A 22,925-nucleotide genomic window follows, 5' to 3' on the forward strand; every position below is an offset into this window, starting at 1 on the left:
GCATGCCCGCATTCCGCTTCGAAGCGATCGACGCCGCAGGCAAGGCGCAAAAAGGCGTGCTCGACGCCGACAGCGCGCGCGGCGCGCGCACGCAGTTGCGCACGCAAGGCCTGACGCCGCTTGTCGTCGAACCCGCGGCGACGCGCACGCGCGGTGAACGCAGCCAGCGGCTGTCATTGGGACGCAAGCTGTCGCAACGCGAACAGGCGATTCTCACGCGCCAACTTGCCAGTCTGCTGATCGCCGGCCTGCCGCTCGACGAAGCGCTGTCCGTGCTCACCGAGCAATCCGAGCGCGATTACATCCGCGAACTGATGGCCGCGATCCGCGCGGAAGTGCTCGGCGGCCATTCGCTGGCGAATGCGCTGTCGCAGCATCCGAAAGACTTCCCCGACATCTACCGCGCGCTCGTCGCAGCGGGCGAACATACGGGCAAGCTCGGCCTCGTGCTGTCGCGTCTCGCCGATTACATCGAGCAACGCAACGCGCTCAAGCAGAAGATCGTTCTCGCGTTCACGTATCCGACGATCGTCACGATCATCGCGTTCGGCATCGTCACGTTCCTGCTGAGCTATGTGGTTCCGCAAGTCGTCAACGTGTTCGCGAGTACGAAGCAGCAACTGCCGTTTCTCACCATCATGATGATGGCGCTGTCCGGCTTCGTGCGGAGTTACTGGTGGGCGATGCTGATCGCCGTGGTGATCGTTGTGCTGGTGGTGCGTTCGATACTCTCGCAGCCGGGCCCGCGTCTCGCGTTCGATCGCTGGACGCTGACAGCGCCTCTCGTCGGCAAGCTCGTGCGCGGCTACAACACGGTGCGTTTCGCGAGCACGCTCGGCATTCTGACGGCGGCAGGCGTGCCGATTCTGCGCGCATTGCAGGCCGCGAGCGAGACGCTCAGCAATCGCGCGATGCGCGGCAATATCGACGACGCCATCGTGCGCGTGCGCGAAGGCACGTCGCTGTCGCGCGCGCTCGGCAACACGAAGACGTTTCCGCCTGTGCTGGTGCACCTGATCCGTTCGGGCGAAGCGACGGGTGACGTGACGTCGATGCTGGACCGCGCGGCCGAAGGCGAAGCGAGCGAACTCGAACGTCGCACGATGTTCCTGACGAGTCTGCTGGAACCGCTGCTGATCCTGGCGATGGGCGGTGTGGTGCTGGTGATCGTGCTCGCGGTGATGCTGCCGATCATCGAGTTGAACAACCTGGTGCAATGACGGCGCGGACGCGCCGTCAGCGTAAGCGCGCGAAAGTGTTGCAAGCCGGGCCGATGCTTTCAGATTGCATCGGCGCGGCAGAGAATGAAATCAGCGCACGTAGATGGTGGGACCGGGCGGGTTCTGCGGAAGAAACACTTCGGAGCGCGAGCCGTTGCGGTCGATGATGATCGAGCGGGCGCGCACTTCGCCGAGCTTCACGCCCTGCATGATGTTGCTGCCGAGCGAGACGGCGTGCGGCGGTTCGCCACCGGTACTGATGATCGCGGCGGCGCCTTCGCGCAGGGCGAGGATGCCGAACAGATGAATGTCCTGATTCGCGGTGCGTGCCAGCTGGCCGCCGAACAGCACTGCCGCCTGGTCCGTCGAAACGGGCGGGCGCACGGCGGCAGCGGGCACGGGCGCGCCGCCATGCGACGTGAGCGTGACGATCCAGTAAGTGAGCGTCGCGCAGAACACCGCGAAGACGGCTAGCGAAATCAGGCGGATCTGGAGTGCGTTCATGCGTGTCATTGTACGGATTATTGTGAATTTTGCGGTATAGGGAACGACGAACGGAACCCTTCAACTGCATGACATTAAAATGACCGACCGGACGTGCAGAGTGCTCCATTCTCGACGCATGACGTGACGTCCGATCGATCGACCCCTAATCCTGGAGAGGTAGCAAGCTATGCAAATGTGGACCACACGCCGCAACGAGATCGCGGCCATGCGCGCGGGCGTGCGCGCCCGCCGTGAACGCGGGTTCACGCTGATCGAAATCATGGTCGTGATTGCGATTCTCGGCATTCTGGCTGCGCTGATCGTGCCGAAGATCATGAGCCGTCCGGACGAAGCACGCCGCGTCGCCGCGAAGCAGGACATCGGCACGATCATGCAGTCGCTGAAACTCTATCGTCTCGACAATGGCCGCTATCCGAGTCAGGAGCAAGGACTGCGCGCGCTGATCGAAAAGCCGTCGACGGATCCCGTGCCGAACAACTGGAAGGACGGCGGCTATCTGGAGCGTCTGCCTAACGATCCGTGGGGCAACCAGTATCAGTACCTGAACCCGGGCGTGCACGGCGAGATCGACGTGTTCAGCTACGGCGCGGACGGCAAGGCGGGCGGCGAAGGCAACGATGCCGACGTCGGCTCCTGGCAATAAGCGGCTTCGGACTGCATCGATATCGATCGTAACCGGCACCATGCGACTGCACGACTGCATGCCCTATGCATCCCGCGACACCGTCAGCGCCGATGGCGCCGGCGGTCGTGCGAAGCAGCATGCATCGGGCGGACGTCAGCGCGGCTTTACGCTGCTCGAAATGCTTGTCGTGCTGGTGATCGCGGGTTTGCTGGTATCGCTGGCGTCGCTGTCGCTGAATCGCAATCCGCGCACGGATCTGAACGAGGAAGCGCAGCGGCTCGCGCTGCTGTTCGAATCGGCGGGCGACGAAGCGCAAGTGCGCGCGCGCCCGATTTCGTGGCTGCCGCTCGAAGGCGGCTTTCGTTTCGATATCCATACGAACGACGGCTGGCGTCCGTTGCGCGACGACCTGCTCGGACCGCGCCGCTGGGAAGGCGGCGTGACGGGCGTAGCAATCGACTATCCCGGTTCGAACACGCAGGCGGATCGCATCGTGTTCGGCACCGAGAGCATCGATGCGCCCGTGCAGGTCACGCTGTTCTCCTCCGTGGGGCGCGTGACGATCGTCGGCACGGGCAACGGCCGTTACGAGGTCCGCTGATGCCGCGCGCGCTTCGGGTTCGCCGCGTGCGCGGCGCTGTGCATAACGTCGGCGCGAGCCAGTCCAAAGGCTTCACGATGATCGAAGTGCTGGTCGCGCTGACGATCATCGCGGTGGCGCTGGCCGCTTCGCTGCGCGCCGTCGGCAGTCTTGCGACGGGCGAGGCGGATCTGCATCGACGGCTGCTGGCGGGCTGGAGCGCGGACAACGCGCTCGCCCAGTTGCATCTGACGCATGCATGGCCCGAAGTCGGGTCGCAGAGTTTCGACTGTTCGCAGGGCAACCTGCAACTGATGTGCACGGAAAACGTGAGCGCGACGCCGAACCCGGTGTTTCGACGCGTCGAGGTGTCAGTGACGTCGCCCGGCCGGCCGGGCAACCTCGCGCAGATGGTGACGGTGATCGCGAATGAAACGAATCGCTCGCTCTGAGCACGAGGTGCCGCGCGTTCGCCGTTCGCTGCTGTCGAGAAAGACAGCGGGCGGTTTCACGCTGATCGAGCTGCTCGTCGCGATTGCGATTCTGGCCGTGATCGCGGTGCTGTCGTGGCGTGGACTGGATCAGATCATCCGCGGACGGCAGACGATCACGAATGCAATGGAAGACGAGCGCGTGTTCGCGCAGTTCTTCGACCAGGTGCGCATCGACGTGCGCAACGCCGCCTCCGACGACGAAGCGGGCGAACCCGCCGTCGCAGTCAACGGCAATGCGCTGCAGATCGTGCGATACATGCGCACGCCGGGTGTGGCGCCGCGGCTGGTGGTGGTGCGGTACAGGATCGCCGAAGGGCGCATCATCCGCTATGCGTCGCCGCCGCTCGCGAACATCGGCGAAGTGCGCCGCGCGCTCGGCGGGTCGGAGAACGGAGACTGGAATTCGGTGCCGTTGATCGGCGGCGTCGGCGCGATTTCCGCGCGGATGTACGTGCCGAAAGTCGGCTGGACGACGCAGATGAAAGACGTGCAGGCGGCGATCACGGAGAACGACAATAATCTGAAGGTGCCTCAGCTCGGCAATGCGCCGCTGCCGAGGTCGGTGACGGGGCTCGAGGTGAGCATCGGCGCGAATTCGCTCGCGCGGCCCGTGACGCGGGTTTTTCTCGTGGGAGAGTGAGATCTGATCATGCGCTTTCGCCCTGCCCGTTCCCGTTCGACGCGTTCCGCGCAACGCGGCGCCGCGATCATCAGCGCGCTGCTGGTCGTCGCGCTGTCGGCGATTCTCGTCTCGGGCATGTTGTGGCGGCAGCAGGTGCAGATCCGGCGCATCGAAAACCAGCGGCTGCTCGCGCAGGCGCATTGGGTGTCGCGCGGCGCGCTCGACTGGACGCGGCTGATTCTGCGCTCGGAAGGCGATACGTCGGCGGGGATCACGTATCTCGGCGGTGTCTGGGGCGTGCCGATTGCGCGGACGCGGCTGTCGGACTTTCTCGGCCAGATCGGCGAAGTCCGCGCGCAGGAAGGCGCGGCTACCTACATCTCCGGTTCCATCGAGGACGCGCAGGCCAAGTTCAATCTGCGCAACCTCGTTTCGACGGCCGTCCCCGGCGCGCTGACGCTGAATCTCCAGCAGATCGAGGCGTTCCAGCGCCTGCTCCAGCTGCTCGGCATCAACGGACAGCTCGCGAAAAACACGGCGTTGCAGTTGCGCGCGGGTCTGCGGCAGTCGGCGACGCGCTTTCAGACGGCCGTCAATCCCGGTACCCCCGTCGATCCCACGCAGCAGGTGCAAGGCGGCGCCGCAGGCGGCGGCAACTACACGAATCAGCCTGGCATCGACGACACCGAAGGGAACGCGCCTGTCGCGCCGCTGCAGATGACGGGCGTCGATTCGTTGCTCGACGTGCCGGGCTTCACACCGGAGACGGTCGCGCGGCTGCGTCCATTCGTGACCGTGCTGCCCACGGCGACGCCCGTCAACATGAACACCGCGCCCGCCGAAGTGGTCGCGGCGGTCGTGCCGGGCATGAGTCTGTCGAGTGCGCAGGCTTTCGTCGCGCGCCGCGAGACGGTGTTCTTTCACAACGTCGGCGACGTGCAGCTCGCACTGCGCGGCTCGGGCGTGCAGCAGCTCGTATTCGATCCGAACCAGCTCGACGTCAATACCAGCTACTTCCTCGTCCACGGACGCGTCGAGCACGAGCGGGCGGAAGTCGATCGCACGACCCTCGTCTATCGCGACGCACTGACGCATACGACGCGTATCGTATGGGGACGAGATCAACTATGAACAACGCATTTTCCCGAGAGAGTGGCCTTTGAGCACGCTGATCGTTCTTCTGCCGCCGCGTGATCCGGCGGTGCCGTCGCAGGAATGGCAACTGCCGGAGCTGCCGTTTCTGCTGCTCGACAAATCGGGGCGCATCCAGCGCGCCGGCCGCTCGGCGCCCGGTCTGCTGCCGCGCGCCACGTCGACCGTGCTGATGCTCGCTGCGCGCGACTGCCTGATGCTCGCCGCGACGGTGCCGCCGCTCAAGGGCCCGCGCTTGCGTCAGGCGTTGCCGAACGTCGTCGAAGATCAACTGATCCAGGATCCGCAGACGACGCACATCGCGCTCGATCCGCAGTCGCTGGACGGCAAACGCCATGTGCTCGCGATCGTCGATCGCGGCTGGTTCCGCTTTATCGTCGAGACGTTCGCGGCGGCGGGCCATCGCAATGTGAAGGCGGTCCCCGTCGCGCGCTGTCTGCCGCAGCCGGTTGCCGCAGCGGTTGCTTCTAACGTGGCCACCACGGCAGTGCACGCGGAAGAAGCTGTCGCTGCAGGCGCCGATGCCCCACCGCCGCCCGAAGAACCGTCCGCCGTCGACATCACGCCTGTCGTTGCCGCCGTGCTCGGCCATGTCGTGTCGTCGACGGCAGCCGTACTCGGCGAAGGCGCCATCGACGCCACGCCGCCTCGCGTCGAACTGGCGCTCGCGCGCGGCCCGCTCGGCGAAGGGCTGGCCGTTCCCGAAGCGGCTGTCGGCGCGACCGTCGCGGCGCTCGCCGGCAATGCGCCCGTCACGCTTTACACGCTCGTCGATATGCCCGGCAGCGAGCCGCGCATGGCGTCGACCGCACAGCCGGGACGGCCGACCATCGCGGGCGCGCTGCCGTTGTCGTTCGAAACGCTGGCGCGCAATGCCATTCAATGCCGCTTCGATCTCGCGCAGTTCGAATTCGCCGTGCAGCCGTGGCGGCTCGATCGCGCGACACTGCGCCGTCTGCGCCTGCCGCTGTGGCTGCTGGTCGGCACGGTGGTGGTCGCGATCATCGGCGCGAATCTGCAGTGGCTGATGCTGTCGCGTCAGCGCGATGCGATCAGCGCGCAGATGACGGAACTGCTGCTCAACACGTTTCCGAAGACGACGGTCGTGCTCGACGCGCCTGACCAGATGGCGCGCCAGTTGCAGCAATTGCGCGTCGCGGCGGGAGAACTGTCGCCGGACGATTTCCTGTCGCTGGCGGATGGCCTTGCTCGCTCGCTCGGGCCGATTCCCGTCAACGGTCTTGCCGCGCTCGACTATCACGACCGGCGCGTCGACGTGACGTTCAAGCCCGAGGTCAAGGTCGACCCGGAGTTTCAGCAGCGTCTGACGCGTAACGGCCTGAACGGCGCGATCGACAGCAACACGGGCAAGTGGACGATCAGGAAAGGACAATGAAAGCAGAACTGTTGAACACGTGGGCCGGCTTCTGGGAAGCGCGCACGGTACGCGAAAAAGGGCTGTTGACGTGGGGCGGCGTGGTGCTCGCGGTGGTCATCGTCTGGTCGGTGCTGTGGGCGCCTGCACAGGAAGGCCGCGCACGGCTGCGCGAATCGATCCCGAGCCTGCAGCGGCAGCTTTCGCAGATGACGGCGGACGCGAATGAAGCGCGTGCGCTGTCGGCGTCGGCACAAGGCGTGGCGCCGACGGGCGGTGCGCTGAAGGACGCGCTGACGGCGTCGCTGAACGATCATGGCCTTGCGGCGACGCAGGTGCAGGTGATCGGCAACGCGGTGCAGATCCAGTTGAAGAACGCGTCGTTCCCCGCGTGGACGCAATGGCTCGACGACGCGCGCAAGCAGTTCAAGGTGCAGGTGTCCGAGGCGCACGTGACGGGGCTCAAGCAGGACGGACAGGTCGATCTGACGGCGTCGCTGCAGCCGGCTGCCATCAAATGACGGCGCTGCCACGGGATCACGCATGAGTTTCTGGATGCGGCGATTGCGCGCCGCGCTGCCCTGGCTCGTCGTCGCGCTGATCGCGAACGTTCTGGTGTTGCTCGTGATGGCGCCCGCCGCGTGGGTCACGCCGCAGTTCGCGAAGGCGACGCAGGGGCATGTCAATCTCGTCGACCCTTCGGGGTCGCTGTGGCACGGCTCGGCTTCGCTGATGCTCGCCGCCGGGCCCGGCTCGGAAGCGGCGACGCTGCTGCCGGGGCGGATCGAATGGCGCACGTCGTTCTGGCCGCTTTTCATGGGCCGCGTCCACATGCAGATGCGGCAAAGCGAAGCGATGCCGGACCCCGTGGTCGTCGATGCGACGCTGCGCAACGCGACGCTGTCGGGCGGCAGCATTGCGGTGCCGGCGTCGTTGCTCGCCGGCCTCGGTGCGCCCTTCAATACGCTCGATCTGCAAGGCGACGTGCGGCTCACATGGACCGACTGGCGCAGCTTCAATCGCCAGGCGTTCGGCCAGCTGATCGTCACGCTCAACGATATGAGCTCGCGTGTGTCGCGTGTGAAGCCGCTCGGGTCGTATCGCGTGGTCTTTCAGGCGCAGGGCGCGTCCGGTGCGCTCGATCTGTCGACGACGAAAGGACCGTTGCTGCTCAACGGTCATGGCACGGTCAGCGAGGCGTCGACGTCCTTCACGGGCGTCGCGAGCACGACGCCCGACGCCGTCGACAATCTCGCGGGACTGCTAAATCTGTTAGGACGTCCGATGGGGCCCGGCCAGGTTGCGCTGACCTTCGCTCACTGACTTCGCTCCTGACTTCATTCGCCGCCTCAAAAAACGACGGCCGCCATGTTTGCGCATGGCGGCCGTTTGCATTGCGGTGGTTAGGTTGCGTGCGTTCCGTTCAGCCTGCGGAGGCTGCTGCCTTTGCGACCGGCACGACAGGTGCCGCAGGCGCGGAAGCGGGCGCGGGCGCCGCGATATCGCCCGTTTCGCGGTTCATCTGCGATGCGTCCCAGCCACCGCCGAGCGCCTTCACGAGCCCAACCGACGACACCATCCGCTGACCCGCGATGCTCGCGAGCTTCTGCTCCGCCGTGAACGCGGTGGTTTGCGCCGTCAGCACGTTCAGGTAATCGACGGTGCCGGACTTGTACTGGTTTGTGACGATATCGAGCGCCTGCTGGGCAGACTGGACGGCCTGCTCCTGCACGTCGATTTCCTGCTCGAGGATTCGCAGCGACGCCAGATTGTCTTCGACATCCTGGAACGCCGTCAGCACCGCCAGCCGGTACGTGGCGACGTCCTGATCGTAGGCGGCGCGCGCGGCGTCCGTCTGCGCCTTGCGCAGACCGGCGTCGAAGATCGTGCCCGCGAGTTGCGGTCCGAGCGTCCAGAAGCGCGACGGCATTTGCAGCAATTGCGAGAACACCGAGCTTTCGAAGCCGCCGCTCGCCGACAACGTCAGCGTCGGGAAAAACGCGGCGATCGCGATGCCGATCTGTTCGTTTGCCGCCGCCGCCTTGCGTTCGGCAGAAGCGATGTCGGGACGCCGTTCGAGTAGCGCGGACGGCAGCTGCGCGGGAACGCCGGGCGGCACGGCATCGAGCGGCGCGGGCGGCAACGAGAACGTGGACGCGGGCTCACCGACCAGCACGGCGATCGCGTGTTCGTTCTGTGCGCGGGCGACGCCGTTGTCGATCGCGGCCGCCTGCGCCGATTGCAGCTGCGTTTGCGCCTGAATCACGTCCGAACGGGCGGCGACGCCCTGCGCGTAGCGATTCTGCGTGAGCGTGAGCGAGCGCTGGTACGCGGCGACGGTGTCGTCGAGCAGTTTTTGCTGTGCGTCGAGCGAACGGGTGTTGAAGTAGGTTTGCGCGAGCGTCGCCTGAGCGGACAGGCGAGCGTTCGCGAGATCGGCGGCTGCCGCCTGCTGTCCGGCCTGCTGACCGGCGACCGTTCGGCTCACCTTGCCCCACAGGTCCGGTTCCCAGGTGGCGTCGAGCGACAGGCTGTAGCTGTTGCTGATCGTGCCCGAACTGCTCAGCGACGACGTCGTGCCGCCGCCTCCGCCCGTCACCGAGCCACTGAAGCTGCGGCTGGGCGTGCGCGAGCGCGACGCATCCGCCGAAGCGCTGATCACCGGGAAATACGCGGCGCGCGCTTCGCCGACCAGCGCGCGCGCCTGCCGGTAAGCGGCGGCGAACTGGGCGACGCTCTGGTTCGATGCGTTGAGCCGCTCTTCGAGCGCGTTCAGCTGCGAATCGTTGTAGATGGACCACCATGCGCCGCGGTCCTGCTGGTCGGCGGGCTGCGCGACTTTCCAGCCGTCGGCGGCTTCCTTGTACGAAGCGGGAATGTCGACGGACGGCCGCTTGTAGTCGGGCCCGACCGCGCAGCCGGCGAGCGCGAAAACCAACGCGGCGGAAACAGCGATGCTCAGGACGCGCGGCCCCGCGACGTTCGCGACAGCGGCGCGTGCGCGCGAAGTTCGATCAAACTGCATGCAAATGAATTCCTGTCGATTCGGATGGCGCCATGCGCCGGGACGATCGCCAAGCGGCCGCTCGCGCGATGTCCGGTGCTGTTCGCGTTGGCCGAATGGTAGCTCACGCGTCGCGCGGCGAGGAAACCAGAAGAGTAATGCCGCGCACGCCCGGCGTGTGTTACCGACGGTGAAGTGACGGTTACGCGCTGTTACGCCACGGTTCGCGGGTCGGCGCCGTGTCGGTCGTGGAAGCAAAAAGCAGCAAAAAAGCCGCCCGTTGGGCGGCCTTCATGACAAGGTGACGTGCGACGCGTTCAGACGCGCGGATCGGCGCTCGTGTGGCGCGCCTGTTTGCCTGCGGCGGCGCGGCAAGCCGGCGCATCGGTGCGTGTCTGGCAAACCGTCGCGGCAGGCGCGATCGATTGATGATTGCCCGCTGAACGGGCTTTGAGCGGCGCAGTGAGCAGTGCGATCGGCTTCACGGCCCGCGTTTTGGCGCTGCGGGAGCGCCGATGTTCGAACCACGCGAAGAGCAACACCCCGAGAGACCCGCCCGGCAGGACGAAAATCACCGCGTACAGAGCCACTTTCCACCAGCGGTTGGCTCCCTGGAAAGTTTGCAGCGCGGAGTCGGTAAATGAGCGGCCCCAGCCGCCAAGGGTGTTTTTCAGGTACAGCATCGCGGGAATCCTCTGTGCGCCGGCAAAAGTAGGCGCACCCAAGTGCGGTCAGAACATGATCTCCGATGACGCGGATTGCGTAACTCGTTGTCTGTCATAATATTGACCATGCAACCAATTTTCAAGATACTGTGCGTCGCAGCATGGTCTTGTGTTGTTTTTTAGCGTTCGATTTGACTTCACTGCCTGGGCAGATAGAATCCGGGCGATCCGCGCGAGACGCGCTACTCAGGCGATTTCAAAAGCTTCCATGACGGACGGTCCCTATCAGCCGGAATCGATTCACCTCGAGTCGAGCCTCGGCTATTACCTGACCAAAGCGCGCAACGTGCTGGTCGAGCGAACGGATCGCGCGGTCGCGGGCCATGTCGTACGACAGCGGATCGATGACGCGGATGCTCGATCGCCTTGAAAAGAAAGGGTTAATCGCGCGCTCGCGCAGCGACACCGATCGGCGCGTCGTGAAACTCGGCCTGACGGCGCAGGGCCAGCACGCTGCATCGCAACTGCCGGAGATCGGCGCGGACGTGCTGAACGAACAGTTGCGCGGGTTCTCGGACACCGACCTCACGACATTGATCGATTTGCTGAGCCGTTTCATTGCAAATGGCATCGGCGGCGGCAATGGCGCGGGCGGATGCGGAACGGGCATGCCGTCGGACGAAGAACCCGGTTCGTCGATTCAGGGCGAAGAACAATAAGCGGCCGCGCCGATGCGCGCCTTTGTTTTATCGATTTATCTGTCTGGGCAGAGAGTGTCGGAACATGAAAGTGGCGTCGAAGGTCGCTGTCATTTTCATGTCATGACAAGTTTCTGACGGCTCAACGTGATCAGGAGAGCACGCGCATGAATGCTTCGGTATCCGCTCCCGGCGATACAACAGCCGATTCGACGCCGCCCATCGCCGCTACGCCCGCGCAACTGGCCGCCCCTGCTCCGGCCCCGGCTCCGCTCACCGGCGGCACGCTCGCGCTGCTGACGGTCGGCCTCGCGCTCGGCACGTTCATGGAAGTGCTCGACACGTCGATTGCCAACGTCGCCGTGCCGACCATCTCCGGCAGTCTCGGCGTCGCGACCAGCGAGGGGACGTGGGTAATCTCGTCGTACTCGGTGGCATCGGCGATTGCCGTGCCGTTGACGGGCTGGCTCGCCCGGCGGGTCGGCGAGGTGCGATTGTTCACGCTGTCAGTGCTGCTTTTCACGATCGCGTCGGCGGCTTGCGGCTTCGCGCACAACTTCGAGTCGCTGATCGCGTTTCGTCTGCTTCAGGGGCTGGTTTCCGGTCCGATGGTGCCGCTGTCGCAGACCATTTTGATGCGCTCCTATCCGCTGGAAAAGCGCGGCCTCGCGCTCGGCTTATGGGCGATGACGGTGATCGTCGCGCCGATCTTCGGTCCCGTGATGGGCGGCTGGATCACCGACAACTACACCTGGCCGTGAATCTTCTACATCAACCTGCCGATCGGCCTCTTTTCGGCGGCGTGCGCCTACTTTCTGCTGCGCGGACGCGAAACGCCGAAGTCGACACAGCGTATCGACGGCATCGGCCTCGGCTTGCTGGTGATCGGCGTGGCGTGTCTGCAAATGGTGCTCGATCTCGGCAAGGACCGCGACTGGTTCAATTCGACGTTCATCGTCGCGCTCGCGATCATCGCCGTGACGTCGCTTGCGTTCATGATCGTGTGGGAAACGACGGAGAAGGAGCCCGTCGTCGACCTGTCGCTGTTCAAGGACCGCAACTTTGCGCTGGGCGCGCTGATCATCTCGTTCGGCTTTATGGCGTTTTTCGGGTCTGTGGTGATCTTTCCGCTCTGGCTGCAGACGGTGATGGGCTACACGGCGGGCAAAGCCGGCCTCGCGACGGCGCCCGTCGGTCTCCTCGCGCTGGTTCTGTCGCCGCTGATCGGACGCAACATGCATCGGCTCAATCTGCGGATCGTGGCCAGCTTCGCGTTCGTCGTGTTCGCGCTCGTGTCGATATGGAATTCGACGTTCACGCTCGATGTGCCGTTCAATCACGTGATCCTGCCGCGACTCGTACAGGGCATCGGCGTCGCCTGCTTCTTCGTGCCGATGACGACGATCACGCTCTCCAGCATTTCCGACGAGCGGCTCGCGAGCGCATCCGGGTTATCGAATTTTCTGCGCATGCTGTCGGGCGCAATCGGTACGGCGATCAGTACGACGTTTTGGGAAAACGACGCGATCTATCACCACGCGGTGCTGTCGGAATCGGCGAGCGCCTATTCGGCGAATACGGCGTCTTATAGCGATCTGCTCACGTCGCTGGGCTTCAAGGGACAGGCGTTGACAGCGCAATTGAATGAGATCGTCACGCAGCAGGGCTACATGATGGCGACCAACGATTTCTTCCGCATTTCGTGCGCGGCTTTCGTCGTGCTTGCCTGTCTCGTGTGGATAACGAAGCCACAAAAAGGCGCGGCGGCGTCAATGGGTCATTGACGCCGCCGCTGCGGATACTTCGGGGAAGAAGAATTACTTGCCGTCGACCTGGATCTCGACGCGGCGATTCTTCGCACGGCCGATAGCCGTCTTGTTCGGCGCAACAGGCGAGGCGCTGCCGTAGCCTTCGACGTCCCACTTCGTAGCACGCAGGCCTGCCGTCGCGAGATAGCCCTGGACCGAGCGAGCGCGTGCCGCGGACAGACGGTTGTTCAACTCGGCCGAACCCGTCGAATCGGTATAACCGGCAATCGTCAGGCGATCGATGTCGACGCCCTGATTCGCCGCGACGAAGTCGTCGAGCTTGGTCGTTGCGATCGGCGTGAGCGTGGCGCTGCCGACTGCGAAGGTCGCGTCGCCTTGCAATGTGATCTTGCGGATGGGTGCATGGCGAACGGGCGCCGGTGCGGGCGTGGGTGCAGCGACGGGCGCAACGACGACGGGCACCGGCTTGACCGGTTCCTCGACGACCGGCGTCGAGCACTGGAAGGTGATTTCGCGCGGATCGTTTTCACCTTTGAGATCCGACGTCATGTGATCGACCGACGTGATGCGCGTAGCCGGCTTGTCGCCGCAAACGCGCTTGACTTCGTTCATGCAGGTCTTGGAGCTTTCCAGCAATCCGAGACATTGCACGCGGTACGCTTGAGTGCCGTTGGGCAGCACGACGACATCGGTGTTGTGGGCGAGACCAGAATACGCAGTGCAGCCTGCGATGCCGGCGGCGCAGGCCATCGCTGTGAGAATGCGAAAAAACATGAGACTTCTCGTAGAGTAAATTGAAGTGACGAGACGATATGAGGAGAGCGTCAACACCAATCGGAGAAGTCTTAAAGGAGGCGTTGCGCGGGATGCTTCCGTTCTATTGCGAAACGGGCTCGCCCGTCGGCGAGGTTGTCGACTGCCCACCTGATCCCGCAGATCCCGCCGACTGGCCGGATGTCGTCGCACCAGCCGAACTGCTTCGCACGAACGCCTTGAAATCGGCGCCTGCTTCCCACGGATTCGGTTTACAGCCGAGCGAACTGTCGCAATGCGCGGCGAAGCCGATCGTCGAAGTGCCGTCGTTGTTCGGCGTCTTGGTCATTTCGAATGAGAGATCGCGTTTGCCGCCGTCCGGACCGGCCGTCTGGATCAACGTATCCGTCGAAGTCGCGACTTCGTAGCGGGAATGCGTCGTGACCCACGTATGCGCGCGCGCCCACCACACATCGCATTGACTCTTGCTCGTGCATGTCAGCGGCGCGGTGGCGATCTGCATCACGTCGGGATTCACCTGCCCGCGCGTCGTGCAGCCGGCCGCCACGACACAAAGCGCGACTATCAGACTCTTGTTCATAACCCGGTTTCCTCCCTGGCATTTGTTCGAGCGGCAAAGCGCTGCGTTATACAGGGTTGGACCGCGACGTCGCCGGTGCGTTTCATACCGCGCGCATGAAGCGGCAGCGATGTTCGGGCAGCGCACCGTCCGTCGCAGCAATTTCCGGCCCCGCTCCGTGCTCACAAAAAAGGGCAGCGCGAAGCTGCCCTTTCTTCTTGCGACACCCAAAGCGCGAACTGCGCGCCGTAGTTTCCTTAGACGCTGAAGCGGTTCAACGTATACGCGCGATAGGCGGCGACGAATGCATCGAACGAACCGACTTCTTCGCGCTCCAGCTTCGTCTGTTCGGCGAGCGATTCGGCGGCAAGCGCAGTGAACTCTTGCGTTTGCGCTTCGTCGAGCGGACGCGCGCGGAAAAACTCCGCATGCGCGATGCTCTGCGCGAGACCGAATTCGAGGAAGCTCTGTTTCTTGTCGTGCATGATCTGCAGCACGCGAGCCGACGGCGTCAACGACGCGTCCGCGAGCTTCGCGCGTTGCGCCGCAACCGAGCGCGCGTGGCTGTCGTCGCCGCGAATCGAATCGAGCACGCCGGCCGCGTGATCGATTTTCGCGAGCAGCTCGTTGGCCCAGTCGAGCATCTTGACGGGTTGTCCGTCGCGCACCAGTTCGAGGCCCGGCTTGCGCCCTTCCATCGTCACGCGGCCGAAGTTCTGGTTCGCCTCGCAGTACGCGGGCGGCGGCAGCGTCGCGCTGTCGTCGAGTGCGCAGACGAGCAGATAGGCGTCGAGGAAACGCGCCGTTTCGAGCGCGATGCCCGTCGGTTCGAACGGATCGATATCCATGCAGCGCACTTCGACGTACTGCACGCCACGCGCAGCGAGCGCATGCAACGGGCGCTCGCCGGGATACGTGACGCGCTTCGGGCGAATCGTCGAATAAAACTCGTTTTCGATCTGCAGCACGTTCGTGTTGATCTGCACCCATTCGCCGTCGCGCTGCGTGCCGATTGCCTCGTATTGCGGATACGGCTGGCTGACGGCTTTCGCGAGCGCGTCGAGATAGCCGGGCAGCGTGTCGTAGTCGGCGTGAAGTGCGGCTTGCGCGGTCGTGTTCGAATAGCCGAGATCGCTCATGCGCAGACTCGTCGCGTACGGACGATAGAGCGTATCGGCGTCGAACGTTTCGAGCGTGTGCTGACGGCCGCGCAGGAAGCGCCGGTCGAGCGCCGGCGACGCGCCAAACAGATACATCAGCAGCCAGGCTGTGCGGCGGAAATTGCGGATCAGTGCGAGATAGCGCTCGGACTGGAAATCCACGGCATTGGCCGTCGATTTCTGATCGGCGCGCAACAGCCGCCACACTTCTTCGTTCAACGAATAGTTGTAGTGGATGCCTGCGATGCATTGCATCGTGCGTCCGTAACGCAGCGCGAGTCCCACGCGATACACGTACTTCAGTTTGCCGATATTCGACGTGCCATAGCGCGCGATGGGAATCTGGTCGTCCTCGGGCAAGAGGCCCGGCATCGAGTTGTTCCACAGCACTTCGTCGCCGATGACCGAATAGACGAAGCGATGCAGCGTATCGAGGCGTTCGATCGTCGTCGACGCGTCGTGCTCGGCGGGCGTGATCAGCTCTAGCAGCGCTTCCGAATAGTCGGTGGTCAGCGAAGGATGCGTGAGCGCCGAGCCAAGCGAGCGCGGATGCTGCGTCATCGCGAGATGGCCGTCGGACAGGACGCGCAAGCTTTCCTTTTCGATGCCGCGCAAACCGGTCGTCAGCGCTTCGCGCTGCGGACCGGAAGTCAGCACGGACAGGCGATGCAAAAGCGCGTCGGTCGTGCGGGTGGGTGTCGTGTTTGGCATTGATGCGGGTCGAACATGGTCGGCCGCCATGCGCCGCACGGTACTGCTCGAGCGCGGCCGACAACGTTCGGCGGAATTTTCAGTAGCGGGCACTTTAACATCTCGCCGAAACGGCTGCTTGTCGTTGCCTCAGGCCCGTCCCGCGCCGCTCTCCCGCCGCTTCCGATGGGGCTCGCGAGGTTCGCGCGCGTCCTCTCACTGTACGCCGCGCGGGTCCGCAAAGTCGATTGCCGCCGACCGCCGATATGTGCGGAAGACCGCTAGCCGCCGCGTGCTGCGCCCGCGCGATCGGCGACTTCATTCCACAGATGCATCGTCGCGTACGAAGGCCGCTAACCGCCACGCGCCGCACCGGCGCGGTCGGCAACCTCGTTCCATAGGTGCATCGCCGCATACGCGCGCCACGGTCGCCAGGCGTCGGTGCGGGCGCGCTGCTGGTTGGGACGCACGAGCGCCGGGTCGCGCGCCGCGATCGCCTGCATCAGCACGAGGTCCCACGCGGGCCATGCGTCGGCGTCGCGCCAGGCGCGCATCGCCACGTACTCGACGGTCCACGGACCGATGCCCGGCAGCGCGAGCAGCGAGGTTCGCAGTTGCGCGAGGTCGAACGAAGCGCTGCCGATGCTGTCGATCGGCACCTCGCCGTCCGCCACGGCCCGCGCGAACCCTTGCAGCGCCTGGATGCGCTTGCCCGGCATGCCGATCTGCGCGAGATCGACGGCGGCGAGCGCGGCGGGCGTCGGGAAGCGCCAGGCGGTGCTTTCGTGCGGATGGCCGTCGATCCGCTCGCCGGCGCGCTGCACGATCCGTCCGATGATCGTCGTCGCGGCCTTCACGCTGACCTGCTGGCCGACAATAGCCCGCACGACGAGCTCGAACCCGGACCACGCGCCGGGCACGCGCAGGCCGGGCGCGTTGGCGACCAGCGGAGCGAGCCATGGATCGGCGGCAAGGCTCGCGCCGATCGACTTCGGATCGGCGTGCAGATCGAACATGCGCGCGATCGGCGCGGCGAGCGCGTCCGCGTGACGGCTCACCGCGCCGTCGAGCGTGACGACAATGCAGTGTTTGCGCGGATGCTTGCGGACGGCGAGCGTGCCGTTGTCGCCATTCCAGCCGATTGCGCGGCGCCAGACGCCGTCTTCGACCGATTCGACGCCGGGCGTCGCGCGTCCTCCGAAAAACCGGAGGATGCGCGGCCAGTCATAAGGAGCTTTGAACGGAAGTTCGAGTGTGGCGGTCGGCGTGGGGCTCAAGCGGCGTGATCCATGTCGGCGGTGGTTTCAGTGGGTTTGTCGCCATGGCGGGATTCGCGCTGCGCTTCCGTATCGAGCAGCGTCGCCTTGCGCGCGGCGCCCCAGCGATAGCCCGACAGCGCGCCCCCCTTTTGCACGACGCGATGGCAGGGTATCGCAAGCGCGACCGGATTCGATGCGCACGCGTTGGCGACGGCGCGCACGGCGCGCGGCGAACCGACCGCTTCGGCGATCTGCGAGTAGCTGCGCGTCTCGCCGTACGGGATGCGCCGCAGCGCTTCCCACACGCGCTGCTGGAATGCGGTCGCCGCGATGTCGAGCGGCAGATCGAAGCGCTCGCGCTTGCCTTGCAGATACGCGTCGATCTGTTCGATGAACGGCGCGAGCCGCACGGGATCGCCGACCAGCTCCGCGCTCGCGAATTCGGCGCGAAGATCGTCGACGAGCGGCGCTTCGGCGTCGCCGAATGCGATCTTGCAGATGCCCTTGTCGGTTGTCGCGACCAGCACGAGGCCGAGCGACGTCGGCGCGCTCGCATAGTGCACGCGCAATCCGGCGCCCTTCCGCCGATACTCGGACGGCGCCATGCCCAGTTCCGCCGCGGCCGTGTCGTACATCCGCGATGGCGAACCGAAGCCGGCATCGACGGTCGCGCGCGTAACGTCCGCGCCTCGCTGAAGCGCGTCGCGCAACGCCGCGCCACGCTGTGCGGCCTGATACTGCCGCGGCGACACACCGACCACGCGCTTGAAAAGCCGCTGCAAGTGAAACGGGCTGACGTGCACGGCGTCACTCAACTGCGCGAGCGTGAGGCGCTGTTGCGGATCGGCGTCGAGCGCCGCGCAGGCGCGGTTCACGATCTCGAGCTCGCGCGGCAGGCCGCCCGGCTGACAGCGCTTGCATTCGCGATAACCGGCGGCGCGGGCGTCGTCGGCGGATTCGAAGAAGTCGACGTTTTCACGACGCGGCAATCGCGATGCGCATGACGGACGGCAGAAGACGCCCGTCGTCCGGACGCCGTAGAAGAAGGCGCCATCGGCGGACATGTCGCGTTTCAGTACGGCCGTCCAGCGGTCATCTTCGCTGTCGAACGCGGCGGGTGCGGCGTGAGAGAAGGCTGTGTTCATCGCTGTGTTCATCATGTGCCCCGGAGGACGGTTTTGATGCTTACCACTTTAGCGGGCACCTTCACACAGTACGCTCCGCTTCTTGCTATGTCATTTGGGCTGCCCGCGAACCGGCTTTTTCCCAGATATCGGGAGTCATTCCGCCCCAAAAAAGTTGGGGTTTTCCCTTAAAAAGTTATTGCGTCGCATCAACCCCGCGTGTATAGTGGTTCTTGTCTCCTCCATGTCTCCTCCTGATATGGATTCAGCCCGCTCCAAGTCGAGCGGGCTTTTTTTTGCCTTGTCGCTTGATGCCCGCGACGATCTCCACGCGCGATACCTTCTAAACTGGGTTCTCCACCGAACTCCAGAGACGGGATGCGCCGCCATGAACTTCCAGATTCTCGATATCGATCACGTCGTCATCCGTGCCGCCAATCTCGACACGATGACGCGCTTTTATCGCGATGTGCTCGGCTGCGCGCTGGAGAAGGAGCAGCTCGATCTTGGCTTGATCCAGTTGCGGGCGGGACGCTCGCTGATCGATCTGCTGCAGGTCGGCGGCCGTATCGATCGGCCGGAAAGTGGTGAGCCGGGCGCGGGACGCAACATGGATCACGTTTGTCTGCGCGTCGAGCCTTTCGACGCCGAAGCGCTGAAAACCTGGTTCACCGCGCAGGACGTGCGCATCGGCGAGCAGGCGACGCGATATGGCGCAGATGGTTATGGACCGTCGCTGTATCTGTTCGATCCAGAGGGCAATATGGTCGAACTCAAAGGGCCGCCCGCTTCCACGGCCTGATTTTCACTTTGATTTTTAGGTACACAGTACGAGCGGTACGCTGCGCGCGGGCCGATCAGCGTCCGCCGTGCGCCGCCGGACGCGTGTCCGCTGCAGCCTTCAGAACAGTCCACTCGATCGGAACGGCATCGGCGGTTTCGCTGCCGAGCCACGCTGCGTGGTCCTGAACGGTGCATTGCAGGCGCATCGTCCGTTCGGCCAGAGCGCCGAGCGCCGGTGCGACATCTTCGCCAAGCGACCATACCGTCACGTTGCGCATGCGCTCGACCTTGTTGCGTACGCCCTGCCACCAGATGTCGGAAGTCCGGCCGCCGTAAGCGATCACGATCACTTCGTTCGCACGGCCGCTTGCCTTGGCAATGCGGCGCTCGTCGGGCTGGCCGACTTCGATCCAGGTGTCGATCGCGCCCGTCAGATCCTTGGCCCAGAGATCCGGCTCGTCGATGTCCGACAGGCCCTTGCAGAATTCGAGGCGTTCCTGCGCGAAGAGCGCGAATGCGGCGACGCGGACCATCATCCGTTCGTTGGTTTCGGATGGATGGAGGGCGATCGTCAGCGAATGGTCGGCGTAGTAGTGCCGGTCCATATCGGCGATCTGAAGTTCAGCCTTATAAATTGTCGATTTGAGAGCCATGCTGCAACCTGGTCCCGCAAACGCGGACCGGATAGTGAATAGAGAATCGGCGTACCTTGCCATGATCGTCCCCTGCCTTGCTGCGGTCACGCCTCGGTCGCGCGTCTCGCCGGTGAAACACATCTGTCGGGTTGCGGAGACATCGGACCGTCAGCCCTTTGTCCCATCAACCTTCCTGCTTTCGCTTGTCATGAAAGCAGCAACATGCGTGCCGAATCGGCGCTGTCGAGGCAAAAAGACGTCGCCTCGAACTGCGAAGGTGGGAGCGTGATGATACCGAATATGCGGGGACGGTATGACAGCCTGATGTGGCGGCCGTCGCGGCGCCTATGCGAGCGCGGAATGAGCGGAACGACTTTTGGCGTGCGCCGACAGAGAGGTGCCGGGCGAAATGCTCAGACGGAAACGAAAATAGCCGGGTTTTAAACCCGGCCGTGCCGAACCCCGGAAAAGATTCTTTTCGTTCAGACGTTGGTTTTCACCCGACACTGCGTGTCGGGCGGCGTCCAACTTTAAATGCTTATTGCTTGATGAAGCGATCGTTGGTCCAAAGACCTTGCGTATCGCTATTGCCGGCATTCACGAATTCCACGTCATGCCCGACCACGCGGACGACGCGGAAATCCGAATGCTCCGGCGTAGAAATGCACTCAAAGCCTGAGAAGAATTCCTGCATTTTCTGTTGCTCGCCAGCTTGCGCATGCTGGGTGACGGCGTCGAGCTTATCCCTTGACAGGCAGCCATATGAATTCGCCTTGAATTGCACTGTCTGCTGAGGTTTGATCACGACGTCCTGCGCCTGCGCGCCTGCTGCTGCGACGAAACCCGTCAGTGCCAAAAGAATGGCGACTCGCTTGTTCATGGTTACCTCCGTGCGGGTTATTGCTCGGTTTAGCTATGCATTTAACTGCCAGAAAACAGACACGCTTTTCAATTTAGGAGACCTGCTTTGAAGAGCAAGCACAACTTGTGTGCGCTCGCAACAGTGGCGAATTGTCGCATCGTCGACCGCATGCGATTGATGCCGCCCTTATGACGCAATTCCGCTTTTATTCGACGCAAAGCAAAAGGTAATAGGGGACGCAGACCAATACCCAACAACCCTTTGCCGTCGTTATTCGCGTTTACGCTTAACCGGTTTTAAGCGATTAGCGATTACGGAATGGCGAGTTGATGCGTCGCACACAAAGTCATTCGCGCGACTCATCAAAGGTGGCGACCTATTGAAGCGTCTGCAGAATAAAAAGGATGCCTGACTGCAAGCCGGCGGACCGTGGCGCGACAAAATGCATGTCGCCCTTGCGCGAGCGCCGCGTTCGTGGATAAATCGACCGGCCCAAAACAACCACCTTTCATCAGGCGAGAGCGAAGAAGCGCCCGCTCCCGTCGACAGGAGACTCTCATGACGCTTGCACACTGGCTTCCCTTTGCGATCGCTTCGGCGATTCTCGTGGCAATTCCCGGCCCCACCGTGCTGCTTGTAATTTCTTATGCACTCGGCCACGGACGACGCTATGCGTTGGTAACAACGGCAGGCGTCGCGCTCGGCGATCTGACGTCGATGACGGCGTCGATGCTCGGGCTCGGCGTGATCCTCGCGGCATCCGCGACGCTGTTTACTGCGCTCAAGTGGGTCGGCGCGGCGTATCTGATCTATCTCGGCATCAAGCTGTGGCGTGCGCCCGTGTCGGCGGGCGAGGCGCCGGCCGTGGGCGAAACGCGCACGAGCCGCATCTTCGCGCATGCGTACGCGGTGACGGCGCTCAATCCGAAAAGCATCGTGTTCTTCGTGGCATTCGTGCCGCAATTCATCGACACGCAGGTCGCCACCTGGTCGCAGATCGCAGTCTTCGAAGCGACTTTCGTCGCGCTTGGTACCTTGAATGCGCTCGGCTATGCCGTGCTGGCGTCGGCGGCGCGGCGTGCGATCCGCAGTCCGCGTGTCCAGCGCAGCGTCAATTGCACGGGCGGAACGTTGTTGATCGGCGCGGGTCTTCTGGCTGTGGCGTGGAAGAAATCGGCGGCATGAGTTTCTTCTGATCGAAGGGACATTCGACGAACCAGGCGCGCCACTTGCATCTATCGATCCGCGTACAGGGTGTGCGCGGTGGATCACACGCAGTGGCTACCAACACGCCTACAATTAAATCGTCGCTGTTCCATCGATCAGGAGGTTGACTGTGATCGAGCATCTGATTCTGGGCGCGTTTTTGATCGTGCCGCTTCTCATCGTCGCGTTTCTGTTTTCCGACGAACTCTGGCAGGAACATCGCCAGGCTTTGCACGATGACGACCATCACAGACGGATGGACTGGCGGCATCCGATTCGCAGCCTGTTGCATCACTAGGCAGGTCGACGGCATCCGGAGCGAATGGAGGCTGCCATGCTGGCCTTCTCTTTTTCGTGGACGGAATACTGGCTGTTCATGCTGGCGCTGATTCTGATCAGCGTCGCGCTGACGTCGCTGTGCGGTTCGGTGCCGGGTGTGCGCGAGCCGCACGACGATGACGTGTAAACCTGCGACGCTTCTCCCTCACTTCGCGATCTCTGTCATTGGATGCGTCACCAAATTGACGCCCAAACATCGTTCTGTTCCCTTGATTGTGATGCGACCCGCATGCGTACGCTTCAACTCATGCGATGTCGCTTCCTCACCGCTCGACATCGCCGGCATACCTATTTGTTTTTATAGGTAATAACTGGCTAAAATCCGGCTAAAGTTAATCATCAGATGTAAAGAAACTTTGGCCTTGTCGAGACGTCACGGGGGACGGCATGAACCGATTGATCGATCAGGAAATCGCGCACATTTCGCGAGTGATGTGGCCATCGCTGCTCGGAGACATGGGCGGCGCGATTCTCTCCTCGGAGTACTGGCGCATGCGCCTGCACGCGCTGCTCGATGCGCCGTCTCTCACCAAAGTCCAGTTGTGCGCGCTCGACAGCCTGTTGCTGCGACTCGATCACTACGATCGACGCGGACCGGATGCGTATTCGACGCCTGCCGACGATCGCTCCGAGCGCACCGCTGAACCGGTGGCCTTGCACGGGTAATACTGTGCGGCTGCCGTGAAGGTGAAGTACGGTTTCGCTGCCATAACCTTCATTTTTAGCCGCCGATGCGTTTGATTATCTGGCTTGAGGCGGGGTCGATGAAGTGCTGTGTACCAAAAAGGAATGGCGCAGCACCTGTCGCAGAACCTATTAAATT

At 63.7% G+C, this 22,925-nt stretch carries 24 protein-coding genes and 2 pseudogenes; 16 read left to right on the top strand and 10 right to left on the bottom strand.

Features of this window, described 5'->3' with window-relative positions; translation table 11 throughout:
* The first annotated feature begins 2 nt into the window (after nt 1-2).
* Nucleotides 3-1,220 carry a type II secretion system inner membrane protein GspF gene (gene gspF, locus QEN71_RS29520; protein ID WP_201648795.1) on the top strand — a complete coding sequence of 406 codons (1,218 nt, stop codon included), beginning with the start codon at nt 3-5 and terminating at the stop codon, nt 1,218-1,220.
* A gap of 90 nt (nt 1,221-1,310) precedes the next feature.
* Here gspF and QEN71_RS29525 read toward each other — a convergent pair whose 3' ends face one another.
* Entirely contained in the window at nt 1,311-1,724 is a 414-nt protein-coding gene (locus tag QEN71_RS29525) for a type II secretion system protein N (RefSeq protein WP_201648794.1), read from the bottom strand.
* 169 nt (nt 1,725-1,893) lie between these two features.
* Here QEN71_RS29525 and gspG point away from each other — a divergent pair, with 169 nt between their 5' ends.
* From gspG to QEN71_RS29565, 8 genes are all read left to right on the top strand, one after another.
* Nucleotides 1,894-2,370 carry a type II secretion system major pseudopilin GspG gene (gene gspG / locus QEN71_RS29530; protein WP_290370882.1) on the top strand — a complete coding sequence of 159 codons (477 nt, stop codon included), beginning with the start codon at nt 1,894-1,896 and terminating at the stop codon, nt 2,368-2,370.
* The gene (locus QEN71_RS29535) at nt 2,345-2,953 is read left to right on the top strand and encodes a GspH/FimT family pseudopilin (protein ID WP_201648793.1); all 609 of its coding nucleotides are present in this window, start codon (nt 2,345-2,347) and stop codon (nt 2,951-2,953) included. The genes gspG and QEN71_RS29535 overlap by 26 nt, the downstream gene beginning before the upstream one ends.
* Nucleotides 2,954-3,030: 77 nt before the next feature.
* A complete protein-coding gene (gene gspI / locus QEN71_RS29540; RefSeq protein ID WP_407675474.1) occupies nt 3,031-3,384 on the top strand; it encodes a type II secretion system minor pseudopilin GspI in 354 nt (117 codons plus the stop codon).
* Complete coding sequence (locus tag QEN71_RS29545) at nt 3,362-4,066, top strand: PulJ/GspJ family protein (protein WP_201648791.1); 705 nt, start codon at nt 3,362-3,364, stop codon at nt 4,064-4,066. The genes gspI and QEN71_RS29545 overlap by 23 nt, the downstream gene beginning before the upstream one ends.
* Nucleotides 4,067-4,075: 9 nt before the next feature.
* Nucleotides 4,076-5,179, top strand: a complete 1,104-nt coding sequence (gene gspK, locus QEN71_RS29550) for a type II secretion system minor pseudopilin GspK (protein ID WP_223964355.1) — start codon at nt 4,076-4,078, stop codon at nt 5,177-5,179.
* 28 nt (nt 5,180-5,207) lie between these two features.
* Nucleotides 5,208-6,596, top strand: coding sequence for a type II secretion system protein GspL (gene gspL / locus QEN71_RS29555; protein WP_201648790.1), 1,389 nt, complete (start codon nt 5,208-5,210; stop codon nt 6,594-6,596).
* Nucleotides 6,593-7,096 (top strand): type II secretion system protein GspM, encoded by a 504-nt coding sequence (gene gspM / locus QEN71_RS29560; protein ID WP_201648789.1) that lies wholly within the window; start codon nt 6,593-6,595, stop codon nt 7,094-7,096. The genes gspL and gspM overlap by 4 nt, the downstream gene beginning before the upstream one ends.
* Before the next feature lie 22 nt (nt 7,097-7,118).
* Nucleotides 7,119-7,898, top strand: a complete 780-nt coding sequence (locus tag QEN71_RS29565) for a type II secretion system protein N (protein ID WP_201648788.1) — start codon at nt 7,119-7,121, stop codon at nt 7,896-7,898.
* A 100-nt stretch (nt 7,899-7,998) separates the two neighbouring features.
* On the opposite strand, the gene QEN71_RS29570 is transcribed toward QEN71_RS29565, so the two are convergent.
* The gene (locus tag QEN71_RS29570; protein WP_201648787.1) at nt 7,999-9,600 is read right to left on the bottom strand and encodes an efflux transporter outer membrane subunit; all 1,602 of its coding nucleotides are present in this window, start codon (nt 9,598-9,600) and stop codon (nt 7,999-8,001) included.
* 296 nt (nt 9,601-9,896) lie between these two features.
* On the bottom strand, nt 9,897-10,262 hold the full coding sequence (locus QEN71_RS29575) for a hypothetical protein (RefSeq protein ID WP_201648786.1): 366 nt from the start codon (nt 10,260-10,262) through the stop codon (nt 9,897-9,899).
* Nucleotides 10,263-10,512: 250 nt separating this feature from the next.
* On the opposite strand from QEN71_RS29575, the pseudogene QEN71_RS29580 reads away from it, so the two are divergent.
* A pseudogene (locus tag QEN71_RS29580) lies at nt 10,513-10,963 on the top strand (MarR family winged helix-turn-helix transcriptional regulator).
* Between the two features lie 200 nt (nt 10,964-11,163).
* Nucleotides 11,164-12,726 (top strand): annotated as a pseudogene (locus QEN71_RS29585) (DHA2 family efflux MFS transporter permease subunit).
* Nucleotides 12,727-12,759: 33 nt separating this feature from the next.
* On the opposite strand, the gene QEN71_RS29590 reads toward QEN71_RS29585, so the two are convergent.
* From QEN71_RS29590 to ada, 5 genes are all read right to left on the bottom strand, one after another.
* Nucleotides 12,760-13,485 carry an OmpA family protein gene (locus QEN71_RS29590; protein ID WP_201648785.1) on the bottom strand — a complete coding sequence of 242 codons (726 nt, stop codon included), beginning with the start codon at nt 13,483-13,485 and terminating at the stop codon, nt 12,760-12,762.
* A 103-nt stretch (nt 13,486-13,588) separates the two neighbouring features.
* Complete coding sequence (locus tag QEN71_RS29595) at nt 13,589-14,065, bottom strand: hypothetical protein (RefSeq protein WP_201648784.1); 477 nt, start codon at nt 14,063-14,065, stop codon at nt 13,589-13,591.
* A gap of 236 nt (nt 14,066-14,301) precedes the next feature.
* Complete coding sequence (gene gshA / locus QEN71_RS29600; RefSeq protein WP_201648783.1) at nt 14,302-15,915, bottom strand: glutamate--cysteine ligase; 1,614 nt, start codon at nt 15,913-15,915, stop codon at nt 14,302-14,304.
* 332 nt (nt 15,916-16,247) lie between these two features.
* Nucleotides 16,248-17,171, bottom strand: coding sequence for a DNA-3-methyladenine glycosylase family protein (locus QEN71_RS29605; protein ID WP_201648782.1), 924 nt, complete (start codon nt 17,169-17,171; stop codon nt 16,248-16,250).
* Nucleotides 17,168-18,298, bottom strand: coding sequence for a bifunctional DNA-binding transcriptional regulator/O6-methylguanine-DNA methyltransferase Ada (gene ada / locus QEN71_RS29610; protein WP_201648781.1), 1,131 nt, complete (start codon nt 18,296-18,298; stop codon nt 17,168-17,170). The genes QEN71_RS29605 and ada overlap by 4 nt, the downstream gene beginning before the upstream one ends.
* Nucleotides 18,299-18,665: 367 nt before the next feature.
* Here ada and QEN71_RS29615 point away from each other — a divergent pair, with 367 nt between their 5' ends.
* Nucleotides 18,666-19,079 (top strand): VOC family protein, encoded by a 414-nt coding sequence (locus QEN71_RS29615; protein ID WP_201648780.1) that lies wholly within the window; start codon nt 18,666-18,668, stop codon nt 19,077-19,079.
* A 55-nt stretch (nt 19,080-19,134) separates the two neighbouring features.
* On the opposite strand, the gene QEN71_RS29620 is transcribed toward QEN71_RS29615, so the two are convergent.
* Both QEN71_RS29620 and sap1 read right to left on the bottom strand, forming a co-directional pair.
* Complete coding sequence (locus tag QEN71_RS29620; protein ID WP_201648779.1) at nt 19,135-19,713, bottom strand: YaeQ family protein; 579 nt, start codon at nt 19,711-19,713, stop codon at nt 19,135-19,137.
* 520 nt (nt 19,714-20,233) lie between these two features.
* Entirely contained in the window at nt 20,234-20,575 is a 342-nt protein-coding gene (gene sap1, locus QEN71_RS29625) for a surface attachment protein Sap1 (RefSeq protein WP_201648778.1), read from the bottom strand.
* A gap of 540 nt (nt 20,576-21,115) precedes the next feature.
* Between sap1 and QEN71_RS29630 the strand changes: the two genes are divergently transcribed.
* From QEN71_RS29630 to QEN71_RS29645, 4 genes are all read left to right on the top strand, one after another.
* Nucleotides 21,116-21,742, top strand: a complete 627-nt coding sequence (locus tag QEN71_RS29630; RefSeq protein WP_201648777.1) for a LysE family translocator — start codon at nt 21,116-21,118, stop codon at nt 21,740-21,742.
* Between the two features lie 151 nt (nt 21,743-21,893).
* Nucleotides 21,894-22,061 (top strand): hypothetical protein, encoded by a 168-nt coding sequence (locus QEN71_RS29635; protein WP_028363935.1) that lies wholly within the window; start codon nt 21,894-21,896, stop codon nt 22,059-22,061.
* 36 nt (nt 22,062-22,097) lie between these two features.
* Complete coding sequence (locus tag QEN71_RS29640; RefSeq protein WP_267909476.1) at nt 22,098-22,229, top strand: hypothetical protein; 132 nt, start codon at nt 22,098-22,100, stop codon at nt 22,227-22,229.
* A 260-nt stretch (nt 22,230-22,489) separates the two neighbouring features.
* Nucleotides 22,490-22,768 (top strand): hypothetical protein, encoded by a 279-nt coding sequence (locus tag QEN71_RS29645; RefSeq protein WP_201648776.1) that lies wholly within the window; start codon nt 22,490-22,492, stop codon nt 22,766-22,768.
* Nucleotides 22,769-22,925 lie beyond the last annotated feature (157 nt).

Origin of the sequence: Paraburkholderia sabiae (assembly GCF_030412785.1) — a bacterium.
Taxonomy (GTDB): Bacteria; Pseudomonadota; Gammaproteobacteria; order Burkholderiales; family Burkholderiaceae; genus Paraburkholderia; species Paraburkholderia sabiae.

Coding starts and splice junctions, on each gene's coding strand:
- gspM (WP_201648789.1), top strand. CDS start 6,593: ATGAAAGCAGAACTGTTGAACACGTGGGCCGGCTTCTGGGAAGCGCGC.
- QEN71_RS29525 (WP_201648794.1), bottom strand. CDS start 1,724: ATGAACGCACTCCAGATCCGCCTGATTTCGCTAGCCGTCTTCGCGGTG.
- QEN71_RS29615 (WP_201648780.1), top strand. CDS start 18,666: ATGAACTTCCAGATTCTCGATATCGATCACGTCGTCATCCGTGCCGCC.
- QEN71_RS29565 (WP_201648788.1), top strand. CDS start 7,119: ATGAGTTTCTGGATGCGGCGATTGCGCGCCGCGCTGCCCTGGCTCGTC.
- QEN71_RS29645 (WP_201648776.1), top strand. CDS start 22,490: ATGAACCGATTGATCGATCAGGAAATCGCGCACATTTCGCGAGTGATG.
- gspG (WP_290370882.1), top strand. CDS start 1,894: ATGCAAATGTGGACCACACGCCGCAACGAGATCGCGGCCATGCGCGCG.
- QEN71_RS29630 (WP_201648777.1), top strand. CDS start 21,116: ATGACGCTTGCACACTGGCTTCCCTTTGCGATCGCTTCGGCGATTCTC.
- gspI (WP_407675474.1), top strand. CDS start 3,031: ATGATCGAAGTGCTGGTCGCGCTGACGATCATCGCGGTGGCGCTGGCC.
- gspK (WP_223964355.1), top strand. CDS start 4,076: ATGCGCTTTCGCCCTGCCCGTTCCCGTTCGACGCGTTCCGCGCAACGC.
- ada (WP_201648781.1), bottom strand. CDS start 18,298: ATGAACACAGCCTTCTCTCACGCCGCACCCGCCGCGTTCGACAGCGAA.
- QEN71_RS29570 (WP_201648787.1), bottom strand. CDS start 9,600: ATGCAGTTTGATCGAACTTCGCGCGCACGCGCCGCTGTCGCGAACGTC.
- QEN71_RS29545 (WP_201648791.1), top strand. CDS start 3,362: ATGAAACGAATCGCTCGCTCTGAGCACGAGGTGCCGCGCGTTCGCCGT.
- QEN71_RS29535 (WP_201648793.1), top strand. CDS start 2,345: ATGCCGACGTCGGCTCCTGGCAATAAGCGGCTTCGGACTGCATCGATA.
- QEN71_RS29590 (WP_201648785.1), bottom strand. CDS start 13,485: ATGTTTTTTCGCATTCTCACAGCGATGGCCTGCGCCGCCGGCATCGCA.
- QEN71_RS29595 (WP_201648784.1), bottom strand. CDS start 14,065: ATGAACAAGAGTCTGATAGTCGCGCTTTGTGTCGTGGCGGCCGGCTGC.
- gshA (WP_201648783.1), bottom strand. CDS start 15,915: ATGCCAAACACGACACCCACCCGCACGACCGACGCGCTTTTGCATCGC.
- sap1 (WP_201648778.1), bottom strand. CDS start 20,575: ATGAACAAGCGAGTCGCCATTCTTTTGGCACTGACGGGTTTCGTCGCA.
- gspF (WP_201648795.1), top strand. CDS start 3: ATGCCCGCATTCCGCTTCGAAGCGATCGACGCCGCAGGCAAGGCGCAA.
- QEN71_RS29620 (WP_201648779.1), bottom strand. CDS start 19,713: ATGGCTCTCAAATCGACAATTTATAAGGCTGAACTTCAGATCGCCGAT.
- QEN71_RS29575 (WP_201648786.1), bottom strand. CDS start 10,262: ATGCTGTACCTGAAAAACACCCTTGGCGGCTGGGGCCGCTCATTTACC.
- QEN71_RS29640 (WP_267909476.1), top strand. CDS start 22,098: ATGCTGGCCTTCTCTTTTTCGTGGACGGAATACTGGCTGTTCATGCTG.